This is a genomic window from Paraburkholderia sp. SG-MS1 (assembly GCF_012275575.1).
GTDB lineage: Bacteria > Pseudomonadota > Gammaproteobacteria > Burkholderiales > Burkholderiaceae > Paraburkholderia.
Genome location: NZ_NPIH01000105.1, coordinates 13,223 through 34,977 on the forward strand (window position 1 = coordinate 13,223; position 21,755 = coordinate 34,977).

Here is a 21,755-nt window from a genome sequence, read left to right on the forward strand (position 1 = left end):
CCGGGGCACCCGATTGCGTTGCGCAAGGGGGCGTCTCGGCTGTTTATTTTCAGGTTGTTACCGGTCAGCCTTATCGGTGTAACGAGCCGAGGGTATTGAAAAGGAAAACCTATGCAAACCAGTTTGTTGAAGCCCAAGATCATCGCAGTTGAATCGCTTGGCGAGAGCCACGCGAAAGTGGTCATGGAACCGTTTGAACGCGGTTACGGCCACACCTTGGGTAACGCGCTCCGGCGCGTGCTGCTGTCGTCGATGGTGGGCTACGCGCCGACCGAAGTGACGATCGCAGGCGTCGTACATGAGTATTCGACGCTCGACGGTGTGCAAGAGGATGTGGTCAACCTGTTGTTGAACCTGAAGGGCGTCGTGTTCAAGCTACATAACCGTGATGAAGTCACGGTTACGCTGCGTAAGGACGGCGAAGGCGTCGTCACCGCTGGCGACATCGAACTCGCGCACGATTGCGAAGTGATCAACCCGGATCACGTGATTGCGCATCTGTCGAAGGGCGGCAAGCTCGACGTGCAGATCAAGGTCGAAAAGGGCCGCGGCTACGTGCCGGGCAATGTGCGTCGTTATGGCGAAGAGTCGGCTAAGATCATCGGCCGTATCGTGCTGGACGCCTCGTTCTCGCCGGTTCGTCGTGTGAGCTACGCCGTGGAAAGTGCTCGCGTCGAACAGCGTACCGATCTCGACAAGCTCGTGATGAACATCGAAACCAACGGTGTGATCTCGCCGGAAGAAGCGATCCGTCAATCGGCGCGCATTCTGGTCGATCAGCTGTCGGTGTTCGCTGCACTGGAAGGCACGGAAGCAACGGCTGAAGCGCCGTCGCGTGCACCGCAGATCGATCCGATCCTGCTGCGTCCGGTCGATGATCTTGAACTGACGGTTCGTTCCGCGAACTGCCTGAAGGCCGAGAACATCTACTACATCGGCGACCTGATCCAGCGTACGGAAAACGAGCTGCTCAAGACTCCGAATCTGGGCCGCAAGTCGCTGAACGAAATCAAGGAAGTACTGGCGTCGCGTGGTTTGACGCTTGGCATGAAGCTCGAAAATTGGCCGCCCGCAGGGCTGGACAAGTAAGTCGAGTAGCGATCCCGGGACAGAAACCCGCCCGCTGCACTGGCAAAGACGCGGATTTTCCTTTAAAATCCGCGTCTTGTCTTTTTTTACTACCGGCCCGTGCACTCGCTACTTTCGGGTAGATTGAGCGCGATAGAAGAGCTGGACCAAAACTTTGAATCGAAGGAATTAACATGCGTCACCGTCATGGTCTGCGGAAACTGAACCGCACGAGCAGCCACCGTCTGGCAATGCTCCGTAATATGTCCAACTCGCTGATCGCGCACGAAGTCATCAAGACCACGCTGCCGAAGGCGAAAGAACTCCGTAAAGTCGTCGAGCCGCTGATCACGCTTGGCAAGAAGCCCTCGCTGGCAAATCGTCGTCTGGCGTTCAACCGCCTGCGCGATCGTGACTCGGTCACTAAGCTGTTCGAGGTTCTGGGCCCGCGTTACGCTACCCGCCCGGGCGGCTACCTGCGCGTCCTGAAGTTCGGCTTCCGCGTCGGCGACAACGCACCGATGGCACTGGTCGAACTGCTTGATCGTCCGGAAGTTGAAGAAGTTGAAGTGCAAGAAGCTGAGTAAGCTTTTTTCGCTGCAAAGAAAAGCCAGGCGCGTAGCCTGGCTTTTTTGTTTTTGGACGCTCATTTGCCATTGAGGCGCCCGTTCACTCAGGGCCAAATGCTGCGCGTCTGCCGCGAGGCCATCAGCGGCGCCATAAGGCTAGGTGATACGATATCGACACCTGAATCGTGCGGCGCCGGAGCCTTTAGTGAGTGTGAATGTGATCCTGATTCTGACCACGGTGCCGGATGCGGCCGTCGCTCAGAAGCTCGCCGCAGATGCGCTGGCCGCGCGTTTATGCGCGTGCGTCACGCAACTAGGCAGCGTGCAGTCGAGCTATCACTGGCAGGGCAAAATCGAAACTGCGCAGGAGATCCAGTTGCTGTTCAAGACGAGCGCCTTACGTGCGCTTGAACTCGAGCAGTACATACTGGCTCACCATCCCTACGACACGCCGGAAATCCTTTCGTGGCAAGCGACGGCATCGGCCGCGTATGGCCAGTGGATCACTGCTGAAACCCAACGTCCTTTCCATGTTTAACGGTCTCGACCGGCGCGCGCGTCATGCGCTGCGCACCGTATTTTTCCTGCTCGGTTGCGTAATCCTCGCGCAGTTCGCCACGCCCGCCCGCGCCGCTGACGACTTTCTGGATCCTGCCGTCGCGTTCAAATTCAGTGCGAGCGAGAAGCCCGGTGAAGTGATCGTGACGTACAAGATCGCCGATGGCTATTACATGTACCGCGAGCGTTTCGCGTTTGTGACCCGGAACGGCGTGGCCGCGATTGGCGAGCCGCAGTTGCCGGCTGGCCACGTGAAGTTCGATCAGACGTTCAACAAGGACGTGGAGACTTACCGCAACGAGCTTACGATCCGCATCCCCGTCACTCAAGCGAAGGCGCCGTTCGACCTGGCGGTCACGTCGCAGGGCTGCGCTGATGCCGGCATTTGCTATCCGCCGATGGAGCGCGTGTACCGGGTGAGCGGCGAAGCCTTGCATGCCGCCGGCAGCGCGGCGGCCGCCACGGCGGCGACGCAGCAATCCACGGCGGGCGACGAGCCTTGGTACGAGCGCGCCACCAGCGCCGACTACGCGCAGTCGTTGCTGCAGCGTGGTGGCCTGCTGGCGATTGTCGGGCTCTATTTCGTCGCGGGCGCCGTACTCAGCCTGCTGCCGTGCTCATATCCGATGATCCCGATCCTGTCGGCGATCATCATCGGTGAAGGCGCGCGGGTCACGCGTGCCCGCGGTTTCGCGCTATCGCTGGCCTACGTGATCGGCATGGCGCTCGTGTACACCGCACTGGGCGTGGCGGCGGCGCTGATCGGACAGAGCCTCGGGGCATGGCTTCAAAACCCGTGGATACTCGGCGCATTCGGCGTTCTGCTGACCATTTTCGCGCTGACGCTGATCGCCGGTTTCGACATCGCGCTGCCGCAGCGCTGGCAAGAGGGGCTGTCGCGTGCATCGCGCGGGCGTTCGGGCGGCAAATTCGCCGCCGTCGCCATAATGGGCGCGTTGTCTGCGCTGGTGGTCGGTGCGTGCATGACCGCACCGCTTTTTGCCGTCCTGGCCTTCATCGCGCATACCGGCGATGCCATGCTTGGCGGCGCCGCGCTGTTTTCGATGGGACTCGGTCTCGGTGTGCCGCTTCTGATCGTCGGGCTTGGAGCCGGCACTCTGCTGCCGCGCGCGGGCGCATGGATGGATGGCGTCAAGGTCTTCTTCGGCGTCGTGCTGCTTGCGGCGGCGCTGTGGATAGTTTGGCCCGTGCTTGGCGCGGCTGCGACGATGCTCTTGAGCGCGCTCTGGTTGCTGATCGCGGCGGCTTCGCTTGGGTTATTTTCCGGGCCGGTTGTCGGCGGGTCCGTCTGGCAGCGGTTGGGCCGCGGAATCGGCGCGGCGCTTGCAGTCTGGGCGGCGGTGCTATTGGTCGGTCTGGCTGCGGGATCGTCAGATCCCCTGCGGCCGCTCGCCGTGTTGGCCGCGCGCGGCGCAGAGGTCGGCACGGTGAATGCCTCCAGCAAGGTGGGCGCGGCGCCGCAAGGGGCTCTGATGTTTGCTATGGTCCGTTCATCGAGTGAACTCGACCAGGCCGTCAAAACGGCTGCACAGCCCGCCATGCTCGATTTTTATGCGGACTGGTGCGTGAGTTGCAAGGAAATGGAGAAATTCACCTTCAGCGACCCGCGCGTTCAGGCGAAATTGAAGCAGATGAACCTGCTGCGTGCCGACGTCACTGCAAACAACGTCGACGATCAGGCGTTGCTCAAGCGCTTCAGCTTGTTCGGGCCGCCGGGGATCATCTTTTTCGATCAGGGCGGCAAGGAAGTGTTGCGCGTCGTGGGATATGAGTCGGCGGATAAATTCTTGCGCACGCTGGATCGCGTGGGCGCGTCAGGAGCGTAACGCGCCCTGACATCAGGGAAATGGCAGCACGGACACTGATCCCAGAACAGCCGAACTGACGCAATCGACATCCCGGCATAAAAAAACGGAGCCACGCCTGATAAAGCCCGTCTCCGTTTTGCATAGCGCCTGAACAATCCAGGCCGCCGCAAACAGGCGGCCTGTCAGCTTACTTCTGTGAACGCAGAATCCGCGCGGCATCCAGCGCGAAGTACGTCAGCACGCCATCCGCGCCGGCTCGCTTGAACGCCAGCAGCGATTCCATCATGGCCTTGTCGTGGTCGAGCCAGCCGTTCTGCGCGGCGGCCTTCAGCATCGCGTACTCGCCGCTGACCTGGTACACGTAAGTTGGGAACTGGAACTCATCCTTGACGCGACGCACGATATCCAGATATGGCATGCCCGGCTTGACCATCACCATGTCCGCGCCTTCGTTGATGTCCGCTTGCACTTCGCGCAGCGCTTCATTCGAGTTGGCCGGGTCCATCTGGTACGTCATCTTGTTGCTCTTGCCGAGGTTCGTCGCGGAACCGACGGCGTCGCGGAACGGGCCGTAGAACGCCGACGCAAACTTGGCCGCGTAAGCCATGATGCGCGTATGGATGTGGTCCTCGCTTTCGAGCATCTCGCGGATCGCACCGATGCGACCGTCCATCATGTCCGACGGCGCGACGATATCGACACCCGCTTCAGCCTGCGCACGTGCCTGCTCGACGAGAATGTCGACGGTCTCGTCGTTGATCACGTAACCGGCTTCGTCGAGCACGCCGTCCTGGCCGTGGCTCGTGTACGGATCGAGCGCGACGTCGGTGAGCACACCGAGCTCCGGGAAATTCTTCTTCAGTTCACGAACCGCGCGCGGGATCAGGCCGGCCGGATTGGTCGCCTCGCGGCCGTCGGGGGTCTTCAGCGACGGCTCGATCGCGGGGAACAGCGACAGCACCGGCACGCCCAGTTCGACGCATTGCTCGGCGACACCCATCAACAGATCGACCGACACGCGCTCGACGCCCGGCATCGACGGTACGGCTTGCCGCACGTTGGTGCCTTCGACGATGAACACGGGGTAGATCAGATCGTTGGTGGTGAGGATATTTTCGCGCATCATGCGACGCGAGAAGTCGTCACGGCGCATACGGCGCGGACGGTAATGCGGGTAGAAGCTCATATCGGATCGAAGGTCGTGGATGTGTGGAGTGGACAAGTAACGCCTGCCTCCGCTCCCGGAAACTTTTCGAGACAATGGTATATCATACCGATCGAGCAAGGCGCCTTGCGCTGACCTCCCCGCTTCTCCTCCCTGAGCGGGTGCCTGTCGTTTTTTCGATTAGGCTGTTTGACCCGCCGTTTTAAGCGGCGGGTTTTTTTATGCGCAGCCGGTTGGCACTTTGTTCCATCCGAGCCGGTGGCCGAACTTACTGCGCGCCGTCCGTTTCGCCCTTCGCACCGGGGATCAGCCAGCTTTCGATCAACGCGTGCGCTTCGTCGATCCCGACGCGCTTGAGCGCCGAGAACAGTTGCGCGGTCAACTCGCCCTGATAGCCGGCGGTGCGGTATTCGGCCAGCCCTTTCTGCGTGGCGCGCAAGGCGTTCACGCTTTCCTGTCGCGTCAATTTGTCGCATTTGGTGAGCAGCGTGTGGATCGGCTTGCCGGTCGGCGCGAACCACTCGACCATGCGGCGGTCCAGTTCGGTCAGAGGGCGGCGCGAGTCCATCATCAGGATCATGCCGCGCAATTGCGATCGCGATTGCAGATACGTGGACAGCAGCGCTTCCCAGTGAGCCTTGGCTGCGCCCGGCACTTCCGCGTAACCGTAGCCCGGCAGATCCACCAGATGCGCGGTCGGCTCGTCCGCCTTGCCCACCGAAAAGTAATTGATGTGCTGCGTGCGGCCCGGCGTTTTACTGGCGAAGGCGAGACGCTTCTGATTGCACAGGATATTGATGGCCATCGACTTGCCCGCGTTCGAGCGTCCCGCAAAGGCGATCTCGGGTTGTGAGGTCGCCGGCAGATCGCGCAGATGATTGACGGTCGTGAAAAAGCGGGATTGGTGGAGCAGGAAGGACATGATCAGGCCAGGATTCGAGACGCCGGGGAACCCGGAGTGGGGACGGGTCAAGCCCGACTGGCGTCTTAGCGATTAGCGAGTTATTGTACAATACGATGGTTTACTGAAAACCTGAGGGGGCCAGCCCGCGTGCCTTGGCGGCTTCTGGCGGTCACTCGGTCGCCGTCGTATTTTGCAAAACCTCTAAAATCCCACAAGACGAGACAGGGTGTGCGAATGAATCGACTGAGCAAGACTCTGATGGTGCTTCATGTAGCGGCAGGTCTTTCAGGTTTGGCAATTCAGGCACGAGCAGCAGATCCGGCGAAGCCGGACGTCAATCGGGGGCAGGCAATCGCAGTGCAGGTATGCGCGTCGTGTCACGGCGCGGACGGCAACAGTGCCGGCGGTGCCTATCCGAAGCTGGCGGGCCAGCATCCCGAGTATCTCGTCAAGCAGCTGCAGGATTTCAAGATTCAGCCGGGCGCGAAGCAGCCCGCGCGCAACAATGCGATCATGGCGGGTATGGCCGCGGCGCTCTCCGAACCGGACATGGTCAACGTCGCCGCTTATTTCGCGTCGCAGACCCCGAAGCCCGGCTATGCGCATAACAAGGACACTGTCGCGCTCGGTCAGAGAATTTATCGAGGCGGGATTGCCGACAAGGGCGTGCCGGCATGCGCAAGCTGCCATGGCCCGACCGGTCAGGGGATCCCATCGCAATTCCCGCGTATGTCGGGACAATGGGCGGAATACTCAGTGGCGCAGTTGGCCGCGTTCACGCAAGGGCCTGGCGCACGCAACAACAACGAGGCGATGCATACCATTGCATCGCGTCTGTCGGACAGCGAGATCAAGGCTGTGGCCGATTACATTGCGGGCTTGCGTTAAAAGTCCGCTCGCAAGCGCAACCGGCCCGGCGAGGCCGGTACAAACAAGAAAAGGGTGAGGGCGTCGCGCGTACGACAGCCCTTCACCCTTTTTTGCTGTTTAGTCGGAGTTTGAATGAGCGTCACCACGTCGGGTTTGCAGTCGAAGTCGGGCAATCGCGTCTTGCGCAGCGTCATCGAAGTCTTGAGTTCGATGCGTTTCGCCATTGCGCTGCTCGTGGTTCTGTCGATCGCCAGCATCATCGGCACCGTCCTCACACAGGACGATCCGTATCCCAACTACGTCAATCAGTTCGGCCCGTTCTGGGCGGACATCTTCCGCTCGCTGAGCCTGTACACGGTGTATAGCTCGTGGTGGTTCATGCTGATCCTCGGCTTCCTGATGGTGTCGGTCTCGCTGTGCGTGATCCGCAATGCGCCGAAGATGCTCGCCGACGCGAAGAGCTGGAAAGATAAAGTCCGCGAAGGCAGCCTGCGCGCGTTCCACCACAAGGGCGAGTTCGCGGTGCACGCCACGCGCGCGCAGACCTCGGTGCTGCTTGCCAAACTGTCGGCGCGACTCGGCTACAAGTTCGTCACGCGTGAGTCCGACGGCGCAACGCTGATCGCGGCCAAGCGCGGCGCGTTGACCAGGTTCGGCTACATCTCCGCTCACATCGCGATCGTCGTGATCTGTCTCGGCGGCCTGCTAGACAGCAATCTGCCGATCAAGCTGCAAATGTGGCTGTTCGACAAATCGCCGATCCGCGCGAACACGGTGATCAATGAGATCCCGCCGGAACATCGTCTTTCCGAATCGAACCCGACGTTCCGTGGCTACGCGTGGGTGCCGGAAGGGCAGCACGTGTCGACCGCGATCCTGAACCAGCCGGACGGCTCGCTGATCCAGGACCTGCCGTTCTCGATCGAGTTGAACAAGTTCATCGTCGATTTTTACTCGACCGGCATGCCGAAGCTGTTCGCGAGCGACATCGTCGTGGTCGATCACAAGACGGGCGCGCGCGTGCCGGCGCGCATCGAGGTGAACAAGCCGTTCACCTATGACGGCGTGTCGATCTATCAGTCGAGCTTCCAGGACGGCGGCTCGCAGATGCAGATGACCGCCTATCCGATGTCCGGCACGAGTGCGAAGACCGCGCCGTTCGGCGGTACGATCGGTGGCAATGCACCGCTCAGCACGGCCACGTCGCTCGCCGACGGCCAGACGGTCGAATTCACCGATTTCCGTGCGATCAACGTCGAAAACATCTCGAACGGCAGTGGCCAGAACGATGCCCGCGGTGTGGCCGCGCACCGTTCGCTGAAAGAGGCGTTCGACGAGCGCCTCGGTTCCGGCGCGAAGACCTCGAAGCCGCTCGATCTGCATAACGTCGGTCCGTCGGTGCAATACAAGGTGCGCGACAAGGATGGCCAGGCGCGCGAGTACAACAACTACATGCTGCCGGTGGACGTCGCGGGCGAGAAGATGTTCCTCGCCGGCATGCGCCTGAATCCGGACGATCCGTTCCGCTACCTGCGCATTCCCGCCGACACCGGCGGCACCGTCAAGGAATGGATGAACCTGCGCGCCACGCTCGCGGATCCGGCGATGCGCGCCAAGGCCGCGCATCGTTTCGCGCTGCGCTCGGTGCCGGGTTCGAATGCCGAACTGCAGCAGCATCTCGAAGAAAGCGCGTCACGGGTGCTGACCCTTTTTGCCGGCGCGGACAGCGCCGTCAAGCTGCCGAACGGGCAGCCGGTCGGCGGCTTCCAGGCGATTGCGGGTTTTATCGACCATTCGGTGCCCAAGGGCGAGCAGGAAAAGGCCGCTGGACTGCTGCTGCGCATGCTGGAAGGCGCGACGTGGGACTTGTGGCAACTGTCCCGCGAGCAACTCGGTGAGCCGGAGGCGCAGGCCAGTGCGGAGGCGAGCCGCTTCGTCCAGAGCTCGATCAACGCGATATCCGACAGCTTTCTGTATGGATCGCCGGTCTATCTGCAGCTTGACTCCTTCAAGCAGGTGCAAGCTTCGGTATTTCAGTTGACGCGCGCGCCGGGCAAAAAAGTCGTGTATCTTGGCAGCCTGCTCCTCGTGTTGGGCATCTTTTCGATGTTCTACGTCCGCGAACGGCGCCTCTGGTTCTGGCTCAAAGATACCGATCACGGCACGAATGTCGTGATGGCGATGTCGAGCGCGCGCAAAACGCTCGACTTCGAAAAAGAGTTCGTGCAGACGCGCGACGCCGTCGGCGCGGCGCTGGGCGCGAAGCTCAGCGAAACATCCGACGCCGCCGGCAAGCCACGCGACGCCGACCCGCCGTCCGCCAGCTCACAAGATTCGACCCGGTAAGATCATGGACTTGACTCAGGTTTCCTCCTCCTCTTCTTCAGCGTCGCGACCCGACAAGGTGTTCGCGGGCGAAACGCTCAACGTTGCGCAGTATGACGAGCGTCCGTTTCTGAAGCGACTCGGTATCGTCGACTGGCTGTTCGCCATCGCGATGGTCGCGGGTGCCGGGTTCGCGCTGACGCGCTATTACCCGTTCATGAACTACTACGACAAACTGGTGCTGGTGTGCGCGGTGCCCGTCTTCGTCGTGCTCGGCTGGCGCTGGAAGCCCGTGCGTCCGTTGATGGTGGGGATCGCGGCGCTGTCGCTATTAGCGATCCAGATCTACCAGGGCGATCTGAGCCGTGCGGACAATGCGTTCTTCCTCAAGTACTTCCTGTCGAGCCAGTCCGCGATTCTGTGGATGAGCGCGCTCTTCGTGTTCGCCACCGTGTTCTACTGGATCGGTCTGCTGTCGCGCTCGGCGACCGGGGCGGCGATCGGCTCGAAGATGACCTGGGCTGCAGTGGTGATGGGCTTCGTCGGCCTGATGGTGCGCTGGTACGAGTCGTATCTGATCGGGGCGGACGTCGGCCATATTCCCATCTCGAACCTGTACGAAGTGTTCGTGCTGTTCAGCCTGATCACCGCGCTGTTCTATCTGTACTACGAGCAGCACTACAACACCCGCGCGCTCGGCGCGTTCGTGCTGCTGGTGATCAGCGCCGCCGTCGGCTTCCTGATGTGGTACTCGGTCGCGCGCGACGCGCAGCAGATCCAGCCGCTGGTCCCCGCGCTGCAAAGCTGGTGGATGAAGATTCACGTGCCGGCCAACTTCATCGGCTACGGCAGTTTTGCGCTGTCGGCGATGGTCGCCGTCGCATATCTGGCGAAAGAGCGCGGCGTGCTGGCCGACCGCCTGCCGGCGCTCGACGTGCTCGACGACGTGATGTACAAGTCGATCGCCGTCGGCTTCGCGTTCTTCACGATCGCGACGATTCTCGGCGCGCTGTGGGCCGCAGAAGCGTGGGGCGGCTACTGGAGCTGGGATCCGAAGGAAACGTGGGCGCTGATCGTCTGGCTGAACTATGCCGCCTGGCTGCACATGCGTCTGATGAAGGGGCTGCGCGGCGCGGTCGCGGCCTGGTGGGCGCTGACCGGCCTGCTGGTGACGACGTTCGCATTTCTCGGCGTCAACATGTTCCTGTCGGGGCTGCATAGCTACGGCAAGCTGTAAGATCCACCGCTTCGGATGGACCGGAAACCGCCGCGTGCTTTCGCACCGGCGGTTTTTTTACGACTGGCGGAATAATTGCTGCATCCCATGTGTTCGTCCTCACGGTACCTATGGGTGAGAGCGGACACAGGTCCGGACGAACGATCATCAATATGGCCCCGTAAGATGCACAGACTGCAGGGGCGCCAAGGAGCAGCACGATGTGGATCAAACGAAGCGACAGAAGGCAACTCGTCGGTGACGACATCGCGCGCAGCGAGATTACACCGCAGCGTGTCTTCGAGAACCGGCGGCGCGTGTTGCAGGCGGCCGGCGCGGTTGCGCTCGGTGGTCTGATCGGCGGGAGCCGCGAGGCACGGGCCGCCTACACGTCGCCGGACCCGAGGGCGCAGAAACTGGCGGCGAAAACCAACACCCGATTCGTCGCGCTCGAGCGCATTACGCCGTACAACGACATCACCACATACAACAACTTCTACGAGTTCGGCACCGACAAGGCCGACCCCGCGCACAACGCCGGGACGCTGCGGCCGCATCCGTGGAAGGTGAGCGTCGAGGGTGAAATCAGGAACCCGAAGGTGTACGACATCGACGAACTGCTCAAGCTCGCGCCGCTCGAAGAGCGCGTGTACCGGCTACGTTGCGTCGAAGGGTGGTCGATGGTAATCCCCTGGATCGGCGTGCCGCTGGCGGAGCTGATCAAACGCGTGCAGCCGACCGGCAATGCCAGATACGTGCAGTTCATCACGCTGGCCGATCCGTCACAAATGCCGGGGCTCTCGACGCCCGTGCTCGACTGGCCGTATTCCGAAGGCCTGCGCATGGACGAAGCGATGAACCCGCTCACGCTGCTGACAATGGGTCTCTACGGCCAGGTGCTGCCGAATCAGAACGGCGCGCCGGTGCGCATCGTGGTGCCGTGGAAGTATGGGTTCAAGAGCGCGAAGTCGCTCGTGAAGATCCGCTTTCTCGACAAACAGCCGCCGACCAGCTGGAACACGTACGCCTTGAGCGAATACGGTTTCTATTCGAATGTGAATCCGAATGTCGATCATCCGCGCTGGAGTCAGGCGACCGAACGGCGCATCGGTGAAGACGGCTTCTTCACGCCGAAGCGCAAGACGCTGATGTTCAACGGCTACGGGGATCAGGTCGCGTCGCTTTATCAAGGCATGGACCTGAAGAAGAATTTCTGAGGCGCGACGATGGCTTCCGATACACAACCCGTTGTCCCGGCTGAACGTAACGCATCGCGTGCCCCGCCAGCCACGTCCGCCGCAGCGGCAAAGACGGCAGCGTCGGCGAAGCAGCGACCGGCCGGCAGCGCGCGCTGGATCGTGGCGGCCAAAATCGCGGTATTTATCGCGGCTTGGTATCCGCTTGCGCGCATCGTGCTGTTCGGTATGACCGACCGGCTCGGCGCGAATCCCATCGAATTCATCACGCGCTCGACGGGTCTCTGGACGCTCGTCTTCCTCTGCATCACGCTGGCCGTGACGCCATTGCGCCGCGTCACGGGCGTCGCGGCGTTCGTGCGTTTTCGGCGCATGCTCGGTCTCTACACGTTCTTTTACGCGACGCTGCATTTCACCACTTACCTTTGGTTCGACAAGTGGTTCGACGTGGCAGCCATTTTCAAGGACATCGGCAAGCGGCCGTTCATCACCGTGGGCTTTGCCGCCTTCGTGTTGCTGATCGCGTTGGCCGTGACGTCGCCACGCGCGATGGTGCGCAAACTCGGGCGCCGCTGGCAGACCCTGCATCGCGCGATTTATGCGATCGGCGCGCTCGCGATTCTGCATTTCTGGTGGATGAAGGCGGGCAAGCACGATCTGCTGCTGCCGAAGGTCTACGGCGCGGTCATGATCGTGCTGCTGGGATGGCGGTTGATGGTCTGGCTGCATGAGCGGAGGCCAACGGCGCGCTGACGATCGCGCAGCGTGCGCGGCTACGGCGCGTAAACAGAAAAAGGCGATGCCGCACCGGCATCGCCTTTTTTCATCTTGTGGCGCAGGCGCTACCCGGGCGCTACCGTTTACGCCGGCAGGATGGCTTCGCCCGAAAACAGCTGCTTGACCTCTTCACGCGCGCGAGCCACATGGACCTGTGTACCATCGACCATCACCTCGGCCGCACGTGGACGTGTGTTGTAGTTCGAGCTCATCACGAAGCCGTAGGCGCCGGCCGAGCGGATCGCCAGCAGATCGCCCGGGTCGATCGCCAGCAGCCGTTCGCGGCCGAGCCAGTCGCCGCTTTCGCAAACCGGGCCGACCACGTCGTAGACATGAGCCGGCACGTCGCGCTTCACGACGGGGTCGATGGCGTGATACGCCTCGTACATCGCGGGGCGCGCGAGATCGGTCATCGCCGCGTCGACGATGGCGAAGTTCTTTTCAGCACCCGGCTTCAGAAACTCGAGACGCGTAAGCAGCACGCCCGCATTGCCGACCAGCGAACGGCCCGGCTCGAAATACACTTCACGATGGCCGTGACCGCGCGCTTCGATGCGATCGAGCACGGTGCGCACGAACTCGCCGATTTCCGGCGGCGTTTCGTCGTCGTAGGTGATGCCGAGACCGCCGCCTACGTCGATGTGGCGAATCTTCACGCCGTCCTGCTCGATCTGCTCGACCAGTTCCAGCACCTTGTCGACCGCGTCGAGATAAGGCGCGACTTCGGTGATCTGCGAACCGATATGGCAGTCGATACCGACCACGTCCAGATTCGCCATTGCTGCGGCGGTGCGATACGTGGCGCGCGCGTCTTCGAAGGCGACGCCGAACTTGTTCGACTTCAGCCCGGTGGAGATGTACGGATGCGTTTTCGCATCGACGTCCGGATTCACGCGCAACGACACCGGCGCCTTCTTGCCCATGTCCGCCGCGACCGCGTTCAGGCGATCGAGCTCGGGAATCGATTCGACGTTGAAGCATTTGACGCCCGCCGCGAGCGCGTCGCGCATCTCTTGCGCGTTCTTGCCCACGCCGGAAAACACAGTGTTCTCCGCTTTGCCGCCGGCCGCGAGCACGCGCGCCAGTTCGCCGCCCGACACGATGTCGAAGCCCGCGCCAAGACGTGCGAACACGTTCAGCACCGCGAGATTACTGTTGGCCTTGACGGCCACGTGCACGCTCGCGCGACGACCGGCGCAAGCGCCCGCATACGCGTGCCAGGCTTCGGTGAGCGCGGCGCGCGAATAGACGTACAGCGGCGTGCCGAACTGTTCGGCGAGAGAGACGGCGGACACGCCTTCGGCGTGCAATACGCCGTCGACGTAGTCAAATGCGGATCGAGTCATGCGAAAGTCTATTGAACGGGGGTGACGGCGGAGGCAGGCAGCGGAGCGGCGGTACCGGATGCAGCGGAAGCTGGCGGCGTGGCGAGTTCGGTTTCCGGTGCCAGCGAGAGCGGTGTGCCCGAGGTATCCGGCACGGTGCTCAGCTCAGTGGCGCTTGCCGAAGCGGGTTGCGCGCTCTCCGGTGGCGGAGTTTGCGTGCGGGAGGCCGGCGGAGCAGGAAGCGGAGGTACGGTCGGTAAATAGAGCGAACCGCGTTGCCCGCAACCGGCGAGCGAACCACCGAGTGCACAACCTGCGAGAATGGCTAAACCCGCTACAATCGCGCGGCCGGGCGCCGCCGCGCGCATCCGAGATACGACTCGCATGACTGTCCCTGAATAAATAATCGATGGAGTTTAGCATGTCCGATAGTGATTACCTGACCCGTGCGGAAGCCGCGCTAGCCGCCATCGAACGCGCGCTGGACGACACCGATGCCGACATCGAACTCGAGCGCAGCGGCAACGTGCTGACGCTCGAATTCGAGAATCGCTCGAAGATTATCGTCAACCTGCAACCGCCGATGAGCGAGATCTGGATCGCCGCGAAAGCGGGTGGTTTTCACTTCCGTTTCGTTGATGGCGAATGGCGCGATACGCGCAGCGGCGCCGAGTTTTTCGCCGCGCTGTCGGAGTACGCGACGCAGCAGGCGGGTCAACCGGTTTGCTTCCCGGCGTAAGCATCGCGCCGAGTTCGGCGTTGACGCTGACGCTGACGATGACGCGCTCGAATGCCCGGCAGCGGCGAGCAAGCGCTGCGTAGCGCACATCAGACGCCTAAAACAAAACCGCCGCGCATCTTTCGAGCGCGGCGGTTTTGTTTTTTCCAGCGACACCAGGCAACGCGTCAGTGTCCGCGGAAAAGGTTCATGATGTCCTGCTTTTCCTGTTCGCCGACCTGCTGGGGCGCGGCCGCCGCCGCGCTCGCCTCGGCGTCCAGCGTCGCCTGACTGACGCCGACTGTCGCGACGAAACCGTGCCCCGGCGTGAAGTCGTCGAAGTAAAGCTCCGAGCCGACTTCGGTCACATCGTCGGGGCGCGCCATCTTGTACTCCGGCACGCCTTTGAGCGCGCGTCCCATGTACTCGATCCATACCGGCAACGCGAGGCCGCCGCCGGTTTCCTTGTCGCCGAGACTGCGCGGATTGTCATAGCCGATCCACGCGATCGCCGTGAGTGTGTGCTGATAACCGGCGAACCACGCGTCGCGCGAATCGTTGGTCGTGCCCGTCTTGCCGGCCAGATCGGTACGCTTGAGCACGTTGGTTTTCGCGCCCGTGCCGCGTTGCGCGACGCTCTGCAGCAGGCTGTTCATCACGTACGCGTTGCGCGGCTCGATCGCGTGCGGCGCGCTTTGCGCGGCCACCAGCGGCTGCGCGTGCGCCACTACGATGCCGCGCTGATCGGTGACTTCGGCGATCAGATACGGATTGACGCGGTAGCCGCCGTTTGCGAACACCGAGAACGCGCCCGCCATCTGCAACGGTGTGACGAGACCCGCGCCAAGCGCCATGGGCAGATAGGCCGGGTGACGCTCCGCGTCGAAGCCGAAGCGCGTGATGTACTGCTGCGCGTACTTCGGCCCGATCTGGTTCAGGATGCGGATCGACACCAGGTTCTTCGATTTCTGCAGCGCGGTGCGCATGGTCATCGGACCATCGAAGCCGCCGCCGTAGTTCTTCGGCTCCCACGCCTGGCCGCCGGTTTCGGCGGCGCTGAAAAAGAGCGGCGCGTCGTTGATGATGGTGGCCGGCCCAAGCCCTTTTTCGAGCGACGCCGAGTAGATGAATGGCTTGAAGCTCGAACCTGGCTGACGCCAGGCCTGGGTCACGTGATTGAATTTGTTCTTGTTGAAATCGAAGCCGCCGACCAGCGCGCGAATCGCACCGTCCTGCGGGATCACCGAAACGAACGCGCCTTCCACTTGCGGCAATTGCGTGATCGACCAGTCGCCGTCGTCGTTCTTCGCGAGGCGGATGATCGCGCCGGGCCGCACGCGTTGATTCGGCTGCGCGCGCGGCCCGAGCGCGAACTGCGCGAAACGCAGGCCGTCGCCCTGGATGGTCGCGACATTACCGTCGATGAACGTGGCCTGCACCTGCTTCGGGCTTGCCGCCGTAACGACTGCTGCGATGAGTTCGCCGTTGTCCGGATGTTCGAGCAGCGCGTCGTCAATCGCCTGTTCGCGGTCACCGGCATCGGCCGGCAAGTTGATGAACGCCTCCGGACCCCGGTAGCCGTGGCGGCGTTCGTAGTCCATCAGTCCTTTGCGCAGCGCGCGGTAGGCGACGTCCTGATCGGCCGAGTCGATCGTGGTCACGACGTTCAGGCCGCGCGTGTACGCTTCTTCGCGATACTGCGCGTACATCATCTGCCGCACCATTTCCGCGACGTACTCCGCATGCACGCTGAATTCCTTGCCGGCGCCCTTGACGACGAGCGCCTGTTTGCTGGCGTCGTCGTATTGTTCCTGCGTGATGTAGTGCAGTTCATACATGCGCTGAAGGATGTATTCCTGACGCACCTTCGCACGCTTCGGATTGACCACCGGGTTATAGGCGGACGGCGCCTTCGGCAGACCGGCGAGCATCGCCGACTCGGCCAGCGTCAGATCCTTCAGATCCTTGCCGAAGTACACGCGTGCCGCGCTGGCGAAACCATACGCGCGCTGGCCGAGATAGATCTGATTCATGTACACCTCGAGAATCTGATCTTTCGTCAGCTTCGACTCGATCTTGTACGCGAGCAGCATCTCGTAGATCTTGCGCGTATAGGTCTTCTCGCTCGACAGGAAGAAGTTGCGCGCCACCTGCATCGTGATCGTACTGGCGCCCTGGGTGGCGTGGCCGTTGGTCAGCGCGACGAAGCCGGCGCGCGCAATGCCGGTGAGGTCGACGCCACCGTGATCATAGAAGCGCGCGTCTTCGATCGCGAGAATCGCCTTCTTCAGACTATCGGGCACGTCCTGGATATGCACGATGTCGCGCCGCTCTTCACCGAATTCGCCGATCAGCACGTGGTCGGCCGTATAGATGCGCAGCGGCACTTTCGGGCGATAGTCGGTCAGCGCATCGAGCGAGGGCAGATTCGGCGTGGCGACGACGAGCGCATAACCGAGTACCAGCAGCACGCACAGAATGCCCGCGACTATCAGGCCGAAAAAGCCGAGGAAGAGCTTGAGCCATAGCGGGCGTTTGCGCTTCTGAGGCGCGGGCGGCGGGGACGTAGGAGACGTGGATTGCATATATGTACCAAAAAACAGTCCCGCGATTATAGCCGCCTCGCTTTTAGCTTTCGGCTCGCTTACGAGGCGTGCTGTCAGGCCTGCGCGCACCGCGCGGGAATGACTTCACTGTAGACGCTTTGATCACGCGCAGGGCGTGTGCTGCGCAACGTTAGCCGTTCGGCCGAGTGTCGCGCGGCGGCGCGACTACGCACAATTCTCCCTCGTCACTTGCGTTCGAATGGTTCGTCGCGAGAGTCAGAGGGAGGGCGTGATGGGGTTCAGAAATTCGTGGCATCAGGCAGTGCGATCAGGGCGGCAGCGTTTCGGCGCCGGGATCGATGTCGGTTCGCAAAACGTGCGTCTCGTCGTGGTAAGTCAGCGTTCGCGCGCCCACGGCGCGCTGCATCTCGAATATGTCAGCACCGTCGCGCTTGCCGCCGGTGCGATGGCCGGCACGGAGATCGCCGACCGCCAGGCGGTGGCGCGTGCGTTGCGCGACGCGTTCGCCGGTTTGCCGCGTGCGTGTGCGACGCACGCGTTGCAATGCGCGATGGCAGTGCCCGCGTCGGCGACGTCGACCACCACGGTGCCGCTTGCGCGGCTCGCCGCGCAAAGCCATTGCGCGGACGACGGCGGCCATGCATTAACCGCACTGGAGCCTGCGGTGATGGGCGAGGCGGAACGCATCGCGGGAATCGAGCGACATGCATTGGCGGTCGACTGGTCGGTCGACGAAACGCCGTCGCCGATTCGCTCGGTGAAGATCGCCGCCACCGCGCGCCAGCATCTCGAAGCGCGCATGGAGTGCGCGGCGACAGCCGGCATCTCGCTCACCGCCGTCGATGGCGAGCCGCATGCAGCGCTGCGCGCAATGCGCTACGCGGCGAGCCGCGAACTCGATCCGCTCGAGCCGTATGTGGCGCTGTGGATTGGCACAGACGGCGTATACGGCTGGCGCATCGTGGACGACTCCATCGCTGGCGAAATGCGTTATCCGGCGCCCGAGCATGCCGATCTCGCCGATGCGTTGCGCGATCTCGTGCATGGTCCCGTCCTCGACTGCGCATTGGTGAGCGGCGAAGTCGATCTGCTAGACGGTGTGGGTTTCACGCTGGCCGATATCGCGGACGTGTTGGGCTGCACAGTGTTGCCGTTCGAATGCGCGGTGCTGGGTGGGCTCGTGCGACCGCTCAGCGACGAGCTGCTGCATGAGCCGGCCGGGGCGGTCGCGTTCGGGCTTGCGTTGCGCGGGGTGATCGAATGATGGGCCGCCTTTCATTTTCAGGGGCGGCTGGTTCGCACGCGGCGGTTTCGTCGCGTGCCGCGCGTCTCGCGCGTCCGTGGCTCGGCGGCTTCAATCTGCTGCCGTACCGGCAACGCAACGTGCGGCTCGCGCGGCGTCGTCGTGCGTGCGAATGGGGTGCTGCCGTGCTCGCGGGTTGCGCCGCTGTCCTCGCATTGGGCGGGTGGCAGGCATTCGGGAAGACGCGTCTCGATGCACAGCGCGCGTCGATCGAACGCGCCCTGACAGGACTCACTGTGCCGCTCGCGGAACACGCCACCTTGCTGCGCGAACAAGACGAGTTGCGCAAGCGCGCCGCACGCGCGACGAGTTTGTCGGAGCCGCTCGCGCATCTGCTCGATCTGCTCGAAGCACTGAGTTTCGAACCCGGCGATGGTGTGGTGTTGCGGCAGTTGCGCCAGCGCGAGCACGAAACCGAGTTGCTGGCGACGTCGCGCGGACATTTGGCGTCGGCCGAGTGGCTCAAGCGCCTGAGTGCGATCCGCGGCGTAAAGGGCGCGGAGATGAGCGACCTGCATCGCCCGACGACGCGCGGCAACTCGCCCGCGGACGAAAGCGTGAGCGGCCCGGTCGAATTCGGCGCACGTCTGCGCTGGGACGAGCCGGCGCCGAAAGCTGCCCACGTTGCGGCAGCTGCGGCGGCGCGTCCTGTGAAGTCCGAACAGTCGGGAGGTGTGAAATGAGTACGATCTTTGCCGGGGCTGGCGGCGTGGCCACCTCCCAATTCTCTGTTGGCCACTGGACCAGGCGGTTGCGGTTACCGCTCGCGGCGTGGAGCCTGCGCCGGCGCTGGCTGGTCGCGTTGTTGATCGCCGTGCTGGTGTTCGGGCTGGGCGCGCACGGCTGGATCGTCGCCGATCTTGGCGGGGTCGAGGCGAGCCGCGCGGCGTTGGCCGCGAGCGCTCAGCGTCTTGCGCACGCGCGCCGTTCGCTTGCGCAATTGCCCTCGTTGCGCCGCGAAGCCACGGCGAGCCCCGCAGTGTCGCCGGCTGCCTCGTGGAGTTCCGCGGACGATGTGCGCATCGTTTCCGAATTGGCTGCCGCGAATAACGTCGCCTTGTATGCGCTCGAGCCGGGTGCGGCCAGTGGCGAAGGCGTCGAACGCATGCGCCCTTTGCAGCTCACTGCTCGCACGGACTTTGTCCACCTGATGGCGTTTCTGCACGGACTGTCGGACTTGCCAGTGCTGATCGTTCCGGTCGATGTGTCCGTCAAGCAGGACGCCGCGTCGTTGTCGGTGCGTGCGACGCTGCGGGTGTTCAGCGCGCTGCGGCCCGCTTCTTCGAATGATGCCGCGCACGCGTTCGACGACGCGAGCCTTGACGCGGACGACGAGGACATCGTGTTCTTCGACCCGTTCGCGCAACCGCAGATGCGGGCAGCCGGCGAGTTGCCCGATGTCTCGCAACTGCGTCTGGTCGGCGTGTTGCGCGATCGCACGCACGGCCTCGCCTTGCTCGATACGCCGGACGGCGCGACGACCGTCGCATCGGGGCAGCAGTTGGGGGCCGAGCGCGTGACGCGGCTCGACGTGCTCGGCATTACGCTCGCGAGAGGCGATACGACACGCACGCTCGCACTCGCGGAGGCTTCATGACGAAAAGACTGACGAAGCCGCCGCTTGCGACGTGTGTGCGCATCGGTGTTCACGCATCTTCCGGTGTTCGCACGCGTCTGTGGGTTCGAACGTGCATCGGCCTTTGCATCAGTGCGGCGCTCGGCGCAGGCATCGCGTGTGCTTCGACGCCACCACTGCCGCTGCTGCCGCCGCTGCCGGGTGTCATGCCGCTCGACGACGCAGTGGCGTCTGCCGATCCCGCGTACGGCGCAGCCCAGCTGCCGCGCGCCGCTTCCCGGGAAGTGCCGAATCCGTTTCGCGACAATCTAGCGGAGGACACTGCGGCCGCGCGAACGGCCGCGTCGTCGGCCAACGACAACGCCAGGGACGATTTCGCGGCAGCCGCCGAGGGCTCCGTGCCGCTGGGCGCAAAACAGTCGCCCCCTGCGGCTCGCGACGATAGCGCCGAGGCCAGCGCGCTCGAAGGTCCGCCGGTGCCGTTGCCGCCGCGCGTGCGTCTGAGTAACGGACCCAGAAGCGCAGCCGACGCGGGCCTCGCCGCCGACGACAAACCGATCTCGATGAATTTTCAGCGCGCCGAACTCGGCGCCGTGCTCAAAGCGTTTGCCGAATTCACGGGGCTGAACATCGTCGCGAGCGAACGAGTGCGTGGCGCCGTGTCGTTGCGGCTCGACAAGGTGCCGTGGCGTACCGCGTTCGATACCTTGCTCGACGTCAACAACCTCGCGATGGAGCGGCACGGCAACGTGATCTGGGTTGCACCGGTCGCGGATCTGGCCGCACGCGAGCGGCAGCGTTTTGAAGCGCACGCGCGGGCCGCCGACATCGAACCGCTCGCGAGCCGCACTTTCGAGCTGCACTACGCGCACGCCGAGGACGTGCGGCGCCTGCTGACCGGCTCGGGGACGCAGCGCGTGCTGTCCAAACGCGGCGCCGTGACCGCCGATCCGCGCACCAATCTGCTGTTTGTGACCGATCTCGCGGGGCGCCTCGAACAGATCGCGGCGCTGCTCGTCGCCGTCGACAGGCCGACTCGCCAGGTGCTGATCGAAGCGCAAATCGTCGAGGGAGATCATGGCTTTTCGCGCAACCTCGGCGTGCGGCTCTCGCTAGCGGCCACGAATACCGATGGGGCAGCGAAAGGTCTGAACGGCGGCACCGACGGCACCGTCTACGATCTGTCCGCCCGGCCGATCTCCGGTTTCGACGCCGCCACGGCTGGGCTCACATTGTTCGCAGCCGGCGCGACGCGGCTGCTGAATATCCAGTTGAGCGCGCTCGAAGCGGAGGGACGCGGCAAAATCATCTCAAGCCCGCGGGTCGTCACCGCCGACCGCATGAAGGCGGTGGTCGAGCAGGGCACCGAGCTGCCGTATCAGGCCAAGGTGGCACAGGGCGTGTCGGGCGTGCAGTTTCGCCGTGCTACGCTCAAACTGGAGGTCGAGCCGCAAATCATGCCGGACGGCCGCGTGGTGCTGGACCTCGATGTCGCCAAGGACAGCGTCGGCGAACAGACCGACGCCGGCCCCGCGATCAACACCAAACACGTTCAGACGCGTGTCGAAGTCGAGGATGGTGGTACGGTGTCGATCGGCGGAATTTACGCGTCCGACGACCGGGACGATGTGACCAGAGTGCCTGTCCTGGGCAAAATACCGATTTTGGGCGCGCTTTTCCGCAGTCGGGCGCATCGCGACCAGCGTAGCGAGCTGGCTGTTTTCATCACGCCGAGCGTCGTTCCGATAAATTAGGGGCAGGCCGCCGCCGCTCGCCAGCGGCGGCGCGT

Annotated in this window: 19 protein-coding genes; 14 read left to right on the forward strand and 5 right to left on the reverse strand. The window is 63.3% G+C overall.

All coding sequences use genetic code 11. The features are described 5' to 3' along the window. Positions 1–111 precede the first annotated feature (111 nt). From CIC12_RS07285 to dsbD, 4 genes are all read left to right on the forward strand, one after another. Positions 112–1,089: a DNA-directed RNA polymerase subunit alpha gene (locus tag CIC12_RS07285; RefSeq protein WP_042329254.1), complete on the forward strand. Its 978-nt coding sequence runs from the start codon at positions 112–114 to the stop codon at positions 1,087–1,089. A gap of 173 nt (positions 1,090–1,262) precedes the next feature. Next, a complete protein-coding gene (gene rplQ / locus CIC12_RS07290) occupies positions 1,263–1,655 on the forward strand; it encodes a 50S ribosomal protein L17 (protein WP_074766150.1) in 393 nt (130 codons plus the stop codon). A gap of 187 nt (positions 1,656–1,842) precedes the next feature. Further along, positions 1,843–2,175 (forward strand): divalent-cation tolerance protein CutA, encoded by a 333-nt coding sequence (gene cutA / locus CIC12_RS07295; protein ID WP_168663478.1) that lies wholly within the window; start codon positions 1,843–1,845, stop codon positions 2,173–2,175. Next, positions 2,168–4,042 (forward strand): protein-disulfide reductase DsbD, encoded by a 1,875-nt coding sequence (gene dsbD, locus CIC12_RS07300; protein WP_168663479.1) that lies wholly within the window; start codon positions 2,168–2,170, stop codon positions 4,040–4,042. The genes cutA and dsbD overlap by 8 nt, the downstream gene beginning before the upstream one ends. Positions 4,043–4,211: 169 nt before the next feature. Here the strand turns inward: dsbD and hemB are convergent, their stop codons facing one another. Further along, the gene (hemB, locus tag CIC12_RS07305) at positions 4,212–5,210 is read right to left on the reverse strand and encodes a porphobilinogen synthase (protein ID WP_168663480.1); all 999 of its coding nucleotides are present in this window, start codon (positions 5,208–5,210) and stop codon (positions 4,212–4,214) included. A gap of 247 nt (positions 5,211–5,457) precedes the next feature. Beyond that, entirely contained in the window at positions 5,458–6,111 is a 654-nt protein-coding gene (gene yihA / locus CIC12_RS07310) for a ribosome biogenesis GTP-binding protein YihA/YsxC (protein WP_168663481.1), read from the reverse strand. A gap of 216 nt (positions 6,112–6,327) precedes the next feature. Between yihA and CIC12_RS07315 the strand changes: the two genes are divergently transcribed. The 5 genes from CIC12_RS07315 (at position 6,328) to msrQ (ending at position 12,453) form a co-directional block, all read left to right on the forward strand. Next, positions 6,328–6,981, forward strand: a complete 654-nt coding sequence (locus CIC12_RS07315) for a c-type cytochrome (protein WP_168663482.1) — start codon at positions 6,328–6,330, stop codon at positions 6,979–6,981. A gap of 114 nt (positions 6,982–7,095) precedes the next feature. Next, complete coding sequence (locus tag CIC12_RS07320; RefSeq protein ID WP_168663483.1) at positions 7,096–9,309, forward strand: cytochrome c biogenesis protein ResB; 2,214 nt, start codon at positions 7,096–7,098, stop codon at positions 9,307–9,309. Between the two features lie 4 nt (positions 9,310–9,313). Next, positions 9,314–10,525 (forward strand): c-type cytochrome biogenesis protein CcsB, encoded by a 1,212-nt coding sequence (ccsB, locus tag CIC12_RS07325; protein ID WP_168663484.1) that lies wholly within the window; start codon positions 9,314–9,316, stop codon positions 10,523–10,525. 200 nt (positions 10,526–10,725) lie between these two features. Continuing rightward, positions 10,726–11,721, forward strand: a complete 996-nt coding sequence (msrP, locus tag CIC12_RS07330; protein ID WP_168663485.1) for a protein-methionine-sulfoxide reductase catalytic subunit MsrP — start codon at positions 10,726–10,728, stop codon at positions 11,719–11,721. A 9-nt stretch (positions 11,722–11,730) separates the two neighbouring features. Continuing rightward, positions 11,731–12,453: a protein-methionine-sulfoxide reductase heme-binding subunit MsrQ gene (msrQ, locus tag CIC12_RS07335; protein WP_168663486.1), complete on the forward strand. Its 723-nt coding sequence runs from the start codon at positions 11,731–11,733 to the stop codon at positions 12,451–12,453. A 107-nt stretch (positions 12,454–12,560) separates the two neighbouring features. Here the strand turns inward: msrQ and lysA are convergent, their stop codons facing one another. Both lysA and CIC12_RS32980 read right to left on the reverse strand, forming a co-directional pair. Beyond that, the gene (lysA, locus tag CIC12_RS07340) at positions 12,561–13,823 is read right to left on the reverse strand and encodes a diaminopimelate decarboxylase (RefSeq protein ID WP_168663487.1); all 1,263 of its coding nucleotides are present in this window, start codon (positions 13,821–13,823) and stop codon (positions 12,561–12,563) included. An 8-nt stretch (positions 13,824–13,831) separates the two neighbouring features. Further along, positions 13,832–14,188, reverse strand: coding sequence for a lipoprotein (locus tag CIC12_RS32980; RefSeq protein ID WP_238812423.1), 357 nt, complete (start codon positions 14,186–14,188; stop codon positions 13,832–13,834). Between the two features lie 35 nt (positions 14,189–14,223). Here CIC12_RS32980 and cyaY point away from each other — a divergent pair, with 35 nt between their 5' ends. Beyond that, positions 14,224–14,541, forward strand: coding sequence for an iron donor protein CyaY (gene cyaY, locus CIC12_RS07345; RefSeq protein WP_168663488.1), 318 nt, complete (start codon positions 14,224–14,226; stop codon positions 14,539–14,541). Positions 14,542–14,708: 167 nt separating this feature from the next. Here the strand turns inward: cyaY and CIC12_RS07350 are convergent, their stop codons facing one another. Beyond that, positions 14,709–17,105, reverse strand: a complete 2,397-nt coding sequence (locus CIC12_RS07350) for a penicillin-binding protein 1A (protein ID WP_168663489.1) — start codon at positions 17,103–17,105, stop codon at positions 14,709–14,711. A 253-nt stretch (positions 17,106–17,358) separates the two neighbouring features. Between CIC12_RS07350 and pilM the strand changes: the two genes are divergently transcribed. The 4 genes from pilM to CIC12_RS07370 are packed head-to-tail and all read left to right on the forward strand — an operon-like array spanning position 17,359 to position 21,720. Beyond that, positions 17,359–18,351, forward strand: coding sequence for a pilus assembly protein PilM (gene pilM, locus CIC12_RS07355; RefSeq protein ID WP_168663490.1), 993 nt, complete (start codon positions 17,359–17,361; stop codon positions 18,349–18,351). Beyond that, positions 18,348–19,073: a fimbrial assembly protein gene (locus CIC12_RS07360; RefSeq protein ID WP_168663491.1), complete on the forward strand. Its 726-nt coding sequence runs from the start codon at positions 18,348–18,350 to the stop codon at positions 19,071–19,073. Before pilM ends, CIC12_RS07360 begins: the two co-directional genes overlap by 4 nt. Then, positions 19,070–19,987 carry a hypothetical protein gene (locus CIC12_RS07365; RefSeq protein WP_168663492.1) on the forward strand — a complete coding sequence of 306 codons (918 nt, stop codon included), beginning with the start codon at positions 19,070–19,072 and terminating at the stop codon, positions 19,985–19,987. The genes CIC12_RS07360 and CIC12_RS07365 overlap by 4 nt, the downstream gene beginning before the upstream one ends. After that, complete coding sequence (locus tag CIC12_RS07370; RefSeq protein ID WP_168663493.1) at positions 19,984–21,720, forward strand: type IV pilus secretin PilQ; 1,737 nt, start codon at positions 19,984–19,986, stop codon at positions 21,718–21,720. Before CIC12_RS07365 ends, CIC12_RS07370 begins: the two co-directional genes overlap by 4 nt. The last annotated feature ends 35 nt before the right edge of the window (positions 21,721–21,755 follow it).

Excerpts from the sequence above, each read along its gene's own strand:
- CIC12_RS07285 (WP_042329254.1), top strand. The coding sequence starts at position 112 with ATGCAAACCAGTTTGTTGAAGCCCAAGATCATCGCAGTTGAATCGCTT.
- rplQ (WP_074766150.1), top strand. The coding sequence starts at position 1,263 with ATGCGTCACCGTCATGGTCTGCGGAAACTGAACCGCACGAGCAGCCAC.
- dsbD (WP_168663479.1), top strand. The coding sequence starts at position 2,168 with ATGTTTAACGGTCTCGACCGGCGCGCGCGTCATGCGCTGCGCACCGTA.
- hemB (WP_168663480.1), bottom strand. The coding sequence starts at position 5,210 with ATGAGCTTCTACCCGCATTACCGTCCGCGCCGTATGCGCCGTGACGAC.
- yihA (WP_168663481.1), bottom strand. The coding sequence starts at position 6,111 with ATGTCCTTCCTGCTCCACCAATCCCGCTTTTTCACGACCGTCAATCAT.
- CIC12_RS07315 (WP_168663482.1), top strand. The coding sequence starts at position 6,328 with ATGAATCGACTGAGCAAGACTCTGATGGTGCTTCATGTAGCGGCAGGT.
- CIC12_RS07320 (WP_168663483.1), top strand. The coding sequence starts at position 7,096 with ATGAGCGTCACCACGTCGGGTTTGCAGTCGAAGTCGGGCAATCGCGTC.
- ccsB (WP_168663484.1), top strand. The coding sequence starts at position 9,314 with ATGGACTTGACTCAGGTTTCCTCCTCCTCTTCTTCAGCGTCGCGACCC.
- msrP (WP_168663485.1), top strand. The coding sequence starts at position 10,726 with ATGTGGATCAAACGAAGCGACAGAAGGCAACTCGTCGGTGACGACATC.
- msrQ (WP_168663486.1), top strand. The coding sequence starts at position 11,731 with ATGGCTTCCGATACACAACCCGTTGTCCCGGCTGAACGTAACGCATCG.
- lysA (WP_168663487.1), bottom strand. The coding sequence starts at position 13,823 with ATGACTCGATCCGCATTTGACTACGTCGACGGCGTATTGCACGCCGAA.
- CIC12_RS32980 (WP_238812423.1), bottom strand. The coding sequence starts at position 14,188 with ATGCGAGTCGTATCTCGGATGCGCGCGGCGGCGCCCGGCCGCGCGATT.
- cyaY (WP_168663488.1), top strand. The coding sequence starts at position 14,224 with ATGTCCGATAGTGATTACCTGACCCGTGCGGAAGCCGCGCTAGCCGCC.
- CIC12_RS07350 (WP_168663489.1), bottom strand. The coding sequence starts at position 17,105 with ATGCAATCCACGTCTCCTACGTCCCCGCCGCCCGCGCCTCAGAAGCGC.
- pilM (WP_168663490.1), top strand. The coding sequence starts at position 17,359 with ATGGGGTTCAGAAATTCGTGGCATCAGGCAGTGCGATCAGGGCGGCAG.
- CIC12_RS07360 (WP_168663491.1), top strand. The coding sequence starts at position 18,348 with ATGATGGGCCGCCTTTCATTTTCAGGGGCGGCTGGTTCGCACGCGGCG.
- CIC12_RS07365 (WP_168663492.1), top strand. The coding sequence starts at position 19,070 with ATGAGTACGATCTTTGCCGGGGCTGGCGGCGTGGCCACCTCCCAATTC.
- CIC12_RS07370 (WP_168663493.1), top strand. The coding sequence starts at position 19,984 with ATGACGAAAAGACTGACGAAGCCGCCGCTTGCGACGTGTGTGCGCATC.